Annotated in this window: 6 protein-coding genes and 3 pseudogenes; 8 read left to right on the top strand and 1 reads right to left on the bottom strand. The window is 57.7% G+C overall.

The annotated features are described in order from the left end of the window. The first annotated feature begins 77 nt into the window (after positions 1-77). The 6 genes and pseudogenes from MF268_RS24930 (at position 78) to MF268_RS24890 (ending at position 8177) form a co-directional block, all read left to right on the top strand. Positions 78-1217, top strand: coding sequence for a tyrosine-type recombinase/integrase (locus MF268_RS24930; protein WP_230802312.1), 1140 nt, complete (start codon positions 78-80; stop codon positions 1215-1217). Between the two features lie 36 nt (positions 1218-1253). After that, positions 1254-2069: pseudogene (locus MF268_RS24925) on the top strand (recombinase family protein). A 366-nt stretch (positions 2070-2435) separates the two neighbouring features. Then, the gene (gene repA, locus MF268_RS24920; protein ID WP_088636117.1) at positions 2436-3635 is read left to right on the top strand and encodes a plasmid partitioning protein RepA; all 1200 of its coding nucleotides are present in this window, start codon (positions 2436-2438) and stop codon (positions 3633-3635) included. After that, on the top strand, positions 3635-4603 hold the full coding sequence (repB, locus tag MF268_RS24915; protein WP_233145801.1) for a plasmid partitioning protein RepB: 969 nt from the start codon (positions 3635-3637) through the stop codon (positions 4601-4603). The genes repA and repB overlap by 1 nt, the downstream gene beginning before the upstream one ends. 240 nt (positions 4604-4843) lie before the next feature. Continuing rightward, a complete protein-coding gene (repC, locus tag MF268_RS24910; protein ID WP_238373394.1) occupies positions 4844-5899 on the top strand; it encodes a plasmid replication protein RepC in 1056 nt (351 codons plus the stop codon). 106 nt (positions 5900-6005) lie between these two features. Beyond that, positions 6006-8177: pseudogene (locus MF268_RS24890) on the top strand (ParB/RepB/Spo0J family partition protein). A gap of 230 nt (positions 8178-8407) precedes the next feature. Here the strand turns inward: MF268_RS24890 and MF268_RS24885 are convergent. Further along, positions 8408-9090: pseudogene (locus MF268_RS24885) on the bottom strand (IS6 family transposase). A 131-nt stretch (positions 9091-9221) separates the two neighbouring features. On the opposite strand from MF268_RS24885, the gene MF268_RS24880 reads away from it, so the two are divergent. Beyond that, positions 9222-9449, top strand: coding sequence for an AbrB/MazE/SpoVT family DNA-binding domain-containing protein (locus MF268_RS24880; RefSeq protein ID WP_238373391.1), 228 nt, complete (start codon positions 9222-9224; stop codon positions 9447-9449). After that, positions 9439-9834: a PIN domain-containing protein gene (locus tag MF268_RS24875; RefSeq protein ID WP_088636116.1), complete on the top strand. Its 396-nt coding sequence runs from the start codon at positions 9439-9441 to the stop codon at positions 9832-9834. Before MF268_RS24880 ends, MF268_RS24875 begins: the two co-directional genes overlap by 11 nt. Positions 9835-10138: the final 304 nt, after the last annotated feature.

Here is a 10138-nt window from a genome sequence, read left to right as displayed (position 1 = left end):
ATAATCCGGGAATGAAACAAGAACATGAACATAGTGATATCAATACGTTAGTGTCCACCAATGGAACAAGAACGACAATGGGTAATCTCACAAATAACAGCACCAAAATCGAGGGTTCGGGCGGATCTGAGTCCGGGATTTCGAGCTCAGCACCCCATACCGCGCCGAACAGTGACGAGCGCGACGAGAGAACCTCTCGGGACGGAACCTCAATCGCTCTGCCCGCCCATGTGGCCGGCTCCGGCGCACTCGACCGGCTGATCGACACCGCGCGCGACTACGCCGAGGCCTCTACAGCTGAGAACACCAACAAGGCCTACTCGGCCGACTGGAAACACTTCACCCGTTGGTGCCGGTTGAAAGGGACGGATCCCCTGCCCCCCTCGCCCGAGATGGTCGGGCTCTATGTGGCGGACCTGGCCGCCGCGACCGGGGCGTCCCCTGCTCTCTCGGTCTCCACTATTGAGCGCCGCCTCTCCGGCCTCGCTTGGAACTACAGGCAGCGGGGGTTCACTCTTGATCGCAAGGACCGCCATGTCGCCACCGTCCTGGCCGGGATTAAGCGCAAGCATGCGCGCCCACCGATTCAGAAAGAAGCAATCCTGCCTGAGGACATCCAGGCCATGGTGGCCACCCTTCCCTACGATCTCCGCGGGCTCCGAGACCGGGCGATCTTGCTCTTGGGCTATGCAGGTGGCCTGCGCCGTTCAGAGGTGGTCTGCCTCGATGTGCATAAGGACGATACACCGGACTCCGGCGGTTGGGTCGAAGTCTTCGACGGCGGCGCCCTGCTCACCCTCAATGCCAAGACCGGATGGCGCGAGGTTGAGGTCGGGCGTGGCTCAAGCGACCAGACCTGTCCCGTCCACGCGCTTGAGCAATGGCTACACTTTGCGAAGATCGACTTTGGGCCGGTCTTCGTGCGCACCTCGCGGGACGGCAAGCGTGCCCTCGAGTCCCGCCTCTCCGACAAGCACATAGCGCGACTGATCAAGGCAACCGTTATGAAGAGTGGCATCAGATCCGATTTGCCGGAAGCCAAACGGTTGGCAATGTTCTCGGGGCATTCCTTGCGTGCCGGGCTCGCCTCGTCGGCAGAGGTTGATGAGCGCTATGTTCAAAAGCAACTCGGACATGCGTCGGCCGAGATGACCCGGCGCTACCAGCGCAGGCGCGACAGGTTCAGGGTGAACCTGACCAAAGCCGCAGGGCTGTGAAGCTCAGGAATCTTGACGCGTTGGTGAAGCGCTAAGATGAAATTCCAGCGCCTCAGTTTCAGCTTACGGCTACAATTGAAATCGGGAATTAAACGCGACACTGAGGCACTGCAGTCTGCGGGATGCGCCGAGATCTTTGAAGAGCACGCCTCGGGCGGCAATCGCGCGCGGCCCGTGATTGCACGTGTGCTGGAGCGGATTGCCAAGGGCGACACGCTGGTCGTCGTGCGGATCGACCGGCTTGCGCGGTCTTTGTCGCACCTACTTGAGGTGATCGAAAGACTGGAGGGCAAGGGGGCGTTCTTCCGCTCGCTCCAGGACCCGATCGACACTGCCTCGCCCCAGGGCAAGTTCACGTGGCAGGTTCTGGGCGCTTCGGCTGAGTTCGAACGCGCTCTGATCCGCGAGCGTACCAAAGCCTGACTTGCCTCGGCACGCTCAATGGGCCGCGTCGGCGGCAACCCAGGTCTTCGCGCCAAGGACCCTGAAGTGCTGCGCATGGTGCGGCTGGCGCGACAGGACGGCTACATGGAGCGCTTGAACGAAAATGCACAGGATTGGGTGCACCATGTGCGCCGTTTGCGCCCCGATATGGCTTGGGAAGATGTCCTGCGGATAATCAATGGCCCCCTGCCCGCTGAAGTGCTTGGACGCGCTGGACGTCGCGAAACCGACGATCGCCTGCCTGCGATTGTCGCCGCCATCAAAGAAGCTGACCCAGAGATCACCTTGCAGGCAATCTGCGAACGACTGGGATCCATGCGTGAGCGCACCCCTCGCGGTCGCACCAGCTGGCAGCCTTCCTCAGTCAGAATGCTGCTGGAGCGGGCAGAGCGTCTCGGCCTTTTGTAGGCGGCGATGGTCGGCAAACTACTCCTGTCACTCGGCCAAAATCTTACAGAATCATCGCCTCAACTGGACGAAAACCACGTAAATATCCAACAAAGCCTTGGGGTTAGTTCGCGCGAGCAGAAAGTATCTCGAAGGGTATCGGCTTCGCCAGACGCGGCCTTTATCGTTAGAAATCAATGTGTTATATAGCGATCGCCCCGCGCGGCCAAATTGGTGCTGTGGATAACTTTTGCACTACATCTAGATTCTTCTTGCCGGACTCAGATGTTCGTGGCATTCCTATTCTGACGGCAAAACGCGTCAGACATGGCTTTAACCGTCAGAACGACAAAGAGCCTTAGCAAAGGCCATAAGAGGCGGCAGAACATGGATGATCGAAATACGGGCTACGCGCAAGGCGTAGGCTCTTCTGACATCGGAGCATTCGCAGACAGTCTTGCTGAGTCGCTTGACCGGCAGATGAAAGTTGCGTTCGAGCCAGAAGAACGCAAGTCCTTGCGCCGCTTCAGCTCGACCGAGGTCGCCGAGTTGCTGCGCGTTAGTACGTCGAACCTGCGCAACCGCCACAAAGATGGCAGCTTCCCAGAAGTTCACACTGACGGTCGCGGTCATAGATTCTATATGGCCGAAGAAGTTGACGACCTCCGCAACATTTTGGCGCGGACAGGCAAAAATGCTGACGCGTACAGACCTGGCCGCCGAGACGGCGACCGTCTTCAGGTCATTTCGGTCGTGAATTTCAAAGGCGGCAGCTCGAAGACAACAGCGACGATCCATTTGGCACACAGGTATGCCCTGCGTGGCTATCGCGTGCTTGTGCTTGACCTCGACCCGCAAGCCAGTTTGACGACCTTTTTTGGCTTCCGGCCTGAGCTCGAATTTGCCGAAGGCGGCACGATCTACGACGCATTGAGATACGATGATCAGGTTCCGCTATCGGAGGTCATCCAGAAAACATACTTCCACAAGCTCGACATGGTCCCGGCTGGCTTGATGTTGTCCGAGTACGAAACCGAGACAGCGAACGCCCTTGCGCGCAGGGTTCAGCCGATTTTCGCAGAGCGTCTTGCTCTGGCGCTAGAGGAAGTCGACTCAGAATATGACATCGTGCTGATCGATTGCCCTCCGCAGTTAGGCTTCCTGACATTGACAGCATTGGCAGCGTCCACGGGCTTACTCGTTACGGTCGTCCCCGGCATGCTCGACATCGCTTCGATGAGCCAGTTCCTCAAACTCGCTTCGGAAACGGTCAAAGCCGTCGAAGAGGCGATTGGACGAAATGTCACTTGGGACTTCGTAAAGTTCCTGATCACACGCTACGAGCCGTCGGACGGACCACAAACGCAAATGGCCGGGTACTTGCGTTCAATCCTTGCGGGCCAAGTCATGACTGAACCGATGCTGAAGTCGACAGCCATTTCTGACGCCGGCATGACTCAGCAAACCATCTATGAGGTAGATCCGAGCCAGCTCATTCGGAAGACCATCGATCGGGCTTTGACCAGCGTGAACAGCGTTGCTGATGAGCTGGAGCAGACAATCCAAATGGCATGGGGGCGTCGCTGATGGCTCGAAATATCTTCAACCAACCACCGAAAGACGAGAAAGAGTCGGCAGCCCCCTCCCCTGCCCCGCTCAAATCCTCGAAGCTACCTGGCTCTGTTGGCGGATTGCGGGATTCTCTCCGGGAAATCACTGCCAACTCAATCCGAGATATCGAGCCCGACCGGATCGATATGGATGGTCTGCGGGATCGCCTGATCCTGGAAGATAATAGCATTGAAGATCTCGCCGAAAGCATTCGCAAGCATGGTCAGCAAGTGCCGATCATGGTTCGCCCCTCTGACCAACCGGATCGATACCGCATCATCTACGGGCGACGCAGACTTGCAGCCATTCGAAGAGTTGGTGGAACCGTCAAAGCGATCGTTCGAACGCTCGATGATGATGCTTCTCTGATCGCGCAAGGTCAGGAAAACAACCTGCGGCTGGATCCGTCCTTCATTGAAAAATCTCTCTTTATCAAAGAAATGCAAGAGGCCGGTTACAAGCCTGGCGTCATTCAGGACGCCCTAGGCCTCACCCGGCAAGGTGTGTCGAACCATCGTGTGGTCATCGAACAGTTGCCTGACGAACTTGTCCGGCTTATCGGCCCGGCTCATGGCGTAGGTCGACGCCAATGGGGTGATCTTGCTGCACTTTCAGAGAAGGTTCCGCTTGTCGACATTGCGCGTGAGACACTTGCCTCTCTGCCTGACACCACTCCAAGCTCGGACAAGTTTCAAGCCGTCTATGTTGCTTGCTCCAGCAAGGCGCGTGGCGCAGCCAACCAAAGCGCCCGTGGCCAAACGACCGTGGTAAAGGACAATAGTGGTAGCCCTGTCGGCACACTTTCAGTCGATGGCAAGTCGATCGCTATCAAGATCACCCGCAAGGACAACCCGGAATTCGGCCAATGGCTCGAAGAGCGCGCGGAAACCACGCTGCAACAGCTTTTTGAACAATGGCAGAATGAGAGAGGCTCGGGGAGCTGATCCCCGGTCATAACCAAAAACACGAGCAGAGGAGAAAGACGAAGACCAAAAAGAAAAGAGCCCCCCAAGGTTTCCCCCGGAGAGCCCTCATCATCTGATTAGCACCTGTGATGTAGCAATCTCCGACATACCGGTCAAGAGCCTCCGATTCGGTGGACGTCTTTTTGTTGCCTTTTCTCGCCAATAACAGCGGGAAGAGCCGGGGAAGTTGTGGGCCGCAACGGTCGTCGTTCAACAAACATGGCATTCACAAAGCTTTCCGTTCAGACCTTTGGCGTCGGCAAGGGCACCCCCGCCACGTCAACACCCGAGACCGACATCTGGGCAGTCTTCCGTGCGCTCAGAGATACTCGCAGCCTGTTCGGTCTCCGTCCAGGACATGTTCAAACCCTCCAAGCGATGCTGAGCTTTCTCAAGCCTGGGAATGGAGACACAGTCTTCGCTTCCAACAACGAGATCTGCCGTCGAGTTGGCGGGATCGATGAACGAACCCTCCGTAGGCACATCGATCGCTTTGTTGAACTCGGTTTCATGAAGCGCCACGACAGCCCAAATCGCAAGAGATACCGAGTGAAGTCCTCCGAAGGTCAGTCCATTAGCTATGGCTTGTCGCTGGCTCCGTTGCTCGCGCGTGCCGGCGAACTACTTGCGACAGCCCAAGCGATGGAAAACGCTCGTCGGGATCGCGTTTTTTTGCGAAAGCAAATCCTAACCAAACTTGCTCAAATCGACGAAGCTGACCCCAAGAACGAACTCACTCATCAGGTACGCCGAGTTCTTCGGAGGAAGCTCTCGATCGCGGAGTATCGTGCTTTGCTCGGCGAACTGGAGGCTCAATGCAAACAGATGTCCACCGCGGTGGACGCACCAGAAACAATGAAACTACCCGCCAATGACGGGCAAACTGTCCGCCACCATTCTAAGTCTAAAAAAGAACAAAAAGATATAGAAAGCAGGACCGACGGCGAAACACTTCCCCTGCAAACGCTAACAACCGTTTGTGACCAGGCTACATCCTTCGCGACGAACTCACTTAGGAACTGGCTCGATGTCGAAAGCCACGCGAGAACGCTCGCTCCAATGATGGGAATCCACGAAAGCACCTTCGAAAAGGCTGCTAGGAAGATAGGCTCTCAAAAAGCATCATGCGCAATCTTCATAATTCTCCAGATGAGCAATCGCATCCGAGACTTTGGAGCATATTTCCACAGCATCACGCTCGGTCGCAGAGAAACTGACTTCAACCCATCGCTGTTGTTGGAGAGGCTTTCTCGTTCTGGGGCAGCAACTGCGTGATGTCCACCGCGGTGGACATGTTGAGAGGTAGAGATGGGGTGTGAAAGGGGTGACGGGAAGTGAGATCGGGAGAGTGGCTTCCGGCGCCCGTCGCGGAGAAGATCTGATGGCGAAATCTGCCCAGAAAATCACCCTGTCCCCATCCCGGGACATTGCCTTCGACAAGCTCGTGCTGAGCCAGTCCAACGTCCGGCGCATCAAGGCCGGCATTTCCGTCGAGGAACTGGCCCAAGACATCGCGCGCCGCGGGTTGCTGCAGAACCTGAGCGTCCGGCCCGTTCTGGCCGATGATGGTTCCGAGACCGGAAGGTTCGAAATACCCGCTGGCGGCCGACGCTTCCAAGCCCTGTAACTCCTGGTGAAGCAGAAACGCTTGGCCAAGACGACGCCCATTCCCTGCATCGTACGGGATGCCAAGTCCACGATCCTCGCCGAAGACGACTCGCTCGCTGAGAACATGCAGCGTGCAGCCTTGCACCCGCTCGATCAGTTCCACGCCTTCGTGGCGCTGCGGGAGAAGGGTCAGGGCGATGAAGAGATCGCAGCCGCCTTCTTCGTCACACTGCAGGTGGTCAAAACAGCGCCTGAAACTCGCCGCCGTGGCTCCTGCCCTGCTTGAGCTTTATGCCGAGGTTAAAATGACGCTGGAGCAGCTGATGGCCCTCACGGTCAATCCAGACCATGAGCGTCAGGTCCAGGTCTGGGATACGATCCGGTCGACCTGGACCAAAGAGCCCTACTAGATCCGACGCATGCTGACGGAAACCTCTGTTCGCGCCTCGGACCGTCGTGCCGTCTTTGTCGCAGTCGAGGCATATGAGTCGGCTGTAGACACCAAGTTGCATGACCTCTTCCAATGCGAAGACGGCGGCTGGTTGGAAGACCCTGCCTTGCTCGATCGTTTGGTCAGCGAGAAGCTTCAGGCTGAAGCCGAAGCGATTGCGACCGAAGGTCGGAAATGGATCGAGGTCTCGCTCGACCGGCCCTATGGCTATAACCACGGTTTGCGGCGGCTGAGCGGATACCCGGCGCCGATGACAGATGATGAAGGCGCGGCCCATGCCAAACTGCTTGCCGAGTACCGAGCGCTCGAGGAGGAATACGAGGGCCATGACGAATTCCCCGAAGAGATCGACGCGCGTCTTGGCGAATTGGAAGTCGCGATGGAGAAACTCGAGGCCCGGCCGCTGATTTTCGACAAGGAGGAGATCGCACGGTCAGAGGCTTTCGTGACGCTTGACCGCTATGGCGAGCTTGCCGTCTATCGGGGCTTTGTGCGGCCCGAGGATGAGCCACGGCCGGACGTCGATGTCCACAGCGGTGAACAGGCGGCAGACGGGCAGGGCGCAGAGCTTTCAGTTCCGAGCAGCGCGGATGGTGTCGACCATGGCACGGTGATCACCTCTGCCGGTCAGGCGCTTGGCGCGAACATGCCCGACGACGAGGACGATGGTGCCTTGAAGCACTTGCCCGAACGGCTGGTCATGGATTTGACGGCGCACCGCACCCTTGCCTTGCGCGAAGCTGTCGGGCGTTCTTCTGATGTCGCGCTGACTCTGCTGCTCTTGAAGCTCGCCAACGACACCTTCCGGACGTCCAGTTCGGCCGGCAGCTGCCTCCAGGCTTCGGTCCGTCACGTCTACATGTCGGCGCAGGCAAGCGATCTGAAGGATAGCGTGGTGGCCAAGCTGGTCGACGATCGCCACACGGAGTGGGAGGCCGACTTGCCGCTCGGCGACGATGCCGCGCTCTGGGACTACCTGACCTCCCTTGATCAAGGGAGCCGGCTGTCGCTGCTCGCGCATTGCCTCAGCTTCGGGATCAACGCGCTTCATGAGAAGGTGAACCCTTATGGTGCCGGTATCTCCGCCAGCGGTTTGACCAGGCGGATGACCCAGTCGGACTTGGTCGCACAGGCGGTCGAACTCGACATGATCGAGGCGGGTTGGCAGCCGACGGCCGATACCTACCTGAACCGTGTGCCCAAGGCGCGGATCCTCGCGGCCGTGCGCGAGGCGAAAGGGGAAGGGACGGCGCAACTCCTCGAACATTTGAAGAAGGACGAGATGGCGACCGAAGCCGAGCGTCTGCTGAAAGGCAGCGGCTGGATGCCGGAGGTTCTGCGCCGTCACGATCCGGCGGCACTCTGGACGGTGCAGGAGGGCAGGGGGCGTGTGCGCTCGTTTCCGACGCCGACCAAGCCGAAGATGTCGACCTGCCTGCCTTCCCCACCGCTGACCTTCGGGGTGATGATGCATCGATGATGGCCCCGGAGTGATATGCGCCATCCAAGGGTGGGGAAACCCGCCATCAATCTATTAAAATAAAACAAAATCGATGATATATATTAGAACTTGTAAATTCAGGGTGTGGAAATAAGTCTCCGATGAGCAAACATGTTCCATAGCGTTGCGCCTTCCACGCGAAGCTGAAGTATTCAAGCCTCACGAATGTGACGGTATTGCCAACTTATCTAGCGGTCCGCGAGTTCGGCCAGAAGGGCGAATGTCAGGCGGTCATCTCAAGGGCGTAGTGGCGCCACAAGTCATGGGCATCGGACCTGGCATGGCGATAGGAGTTGGCGGAAAGTTGATTGCGGCGGGGGCAGCGAGGAACCTTTGCGCTTGCATGGGCGATTTGAACCTGCCCATCAGTTTCTCACGCTTGCGGGTAGGGCGGTGCGATCCTTCGATGCGGTTGTTCAAGCCTTTGTGCGCTCGGTAATCTGCCCCCGGGGCCAGTTCGCGGATCGACCTGACATAACTGCGAAGCTTGTCGGTTACGATGACCCTCGGCGCGCCGAACCGGCCGATTAACCGTTTGAGAATACGCCTTGCAGCCTTGGCATTCCGTCGTGGCTAGACCAGAATATCAAGCACATCTCCATACCCGTCGACGGCCCGCCACAGCCAGTGTTTCCTGCCGCGGATCGCTATGGCGACCTCGTCAAGATGGCACTTGTCGCTGGTGCCTGGCCTGTCGCGCTTGATACAGGTGGCGAAGTGGCAGCCAAATCGGTTGACCCATTTCCGGACCGTTTCCGGGCTGACGATCACACCGCGCTCCGCCAGCAGGTCGTCGACATCCGCTGTGCTGAGCGCGAACCGTTGGTACGCCCAGACCGGATAGGTAACGATTTCACGGGCAAAGCGGTAGCTTTTCAGGCGCGGCATCTCGGGCGGTATCTTCATCCCACACGCCTATCCAACAGAACCATCCCGAACAAGTTGGCGATGCCTTCATGACAGATGACGCCTACTTGCTTTTTTACTACAATGGATATACTTTTCCTTGAGTATATCATCGTATTTTGGAGGTTGAAATGCAGGTTGCGAAATGGGGTAATTCTCTTGCCGTCCGTTTGCCTGCGGATCTGGTGCGCGAACTTGGTCTTAAAGAGGGGGACAGGATCGACCTCATAAAGGGGGAGGGTGCCTTCAGGGTGCAGCGTCAACCTCGCGCTGATGAAGTGCTGGAGTCGCTGCGGAGATTCCGTGGAAAGCTTCCTGCAGCGTCGCGTCTGAACCGTGACGCCGCGCATGAGCGTTGAATTCGTCGACACGAACGTTGTCCTTTACCTCTTGGACAGCGGACCAAAGGTTGATCGCGCCGAGGAAATTTTAGCGAGGGGGCCGAGGATCAGCGTGCAGGTACTGAACGAGGCCATGGTCAATTGCCGACGAAAAGCGGGGCTTAGCTGGGAGGAAACCGGCGTCTTCCTTTCGGGAGTCCGAGCGCTTTGTCCGGTAGAGGGCTTGACGATTCAAACCCATGACGTGGGCCGCGCCTTGGCCGATCGCTACGGTTTCTCGGTTTACGATGCGATGATCGTCAGTGCCGCGCTGATTTCCGGCTGCACGACACTTTGGACCGAGGACATGCATCATGGTCTGTTGGTTGAGGGGCAGCTTCGCCTTGAAAATCCTTTCGCTTGATTCAATTTTGGGCTCGGTTTGTCGCAACGCCTAAGCCTATTGTATTGTCCGGCCAAATCTTGCCCAAAGTCGCGGACGGGGTGGAAAGGTATATCATCCATTGTAGCTGCTTCAGCATTGACAGGATTTAATCAGACGGCAAAACCATCTCGATTCCACCGGTACAAAAGTCGATCAACTTAGAGCGATAGCTGATAGGCTGGTCTATCTCGTCGCTACCACTCAGTCCTGCGATGCGCGCCCGACTTGCTACGATCGAGAGCATCGAGGCAACGGTCAGGGTGAGAACAGTCGCCAACTCTTC

The organism is Heliomarina baculiformis (assembly GCF_019966545.1).
GTDB lineage: Bacteria > Pseudomonadota > Alphaproteobacteria > Rhodobacterales > Rhodobacteraceae > Heliomarina > Heliomarina baculiformis.
The sequence above is the reverse complement of the archived record's forward strand: the minus strand, read 5'-3'. Positions and strand labels throughout refer to the sequence as shown.

Coding starts and splice junctions, on each gene's coding strand:
- MF268_RS24930 (WP_230802312.1), top strand. CDS start 78: ATGGGTAATCTCACAAATAACAGCACCAAAATCGAGGGTTCGGGCGGA.
- repA (WP_088636117.1), top strand. CDS start 2,436: ATGGATGATCGAAATACGGGCTACGCGCAAGGCGTAGGCTCTTCTGAC.
- repB (WP_233145801.1), top strand. CDS start 3,635: ATGGCTCGAAATATCTTCAACCAACCACCGAAAGACGAGAAAGAGTCG.
- repC (WP_238373394.1), top strand. CDS start 4,844: ATGGCATTCACAAAGCTTTCCGTTCAGACCTTTGGCGTCGGCAAGGGC.
- MF268_RS24880 (WP_238373391.1), top strand. CDS start 9,222: ATGCAGGTTGCGAAATGGGGTAATTCTCTTGCCGTCCGTTTGCCTGCG.
- MF268_RS24875 (WP_088636116.1), top strand. CDS start 9,439: ATGAGCGTTGAATTCGTCGACACGAACGTTGTCCTTTACCTCTTGGAC.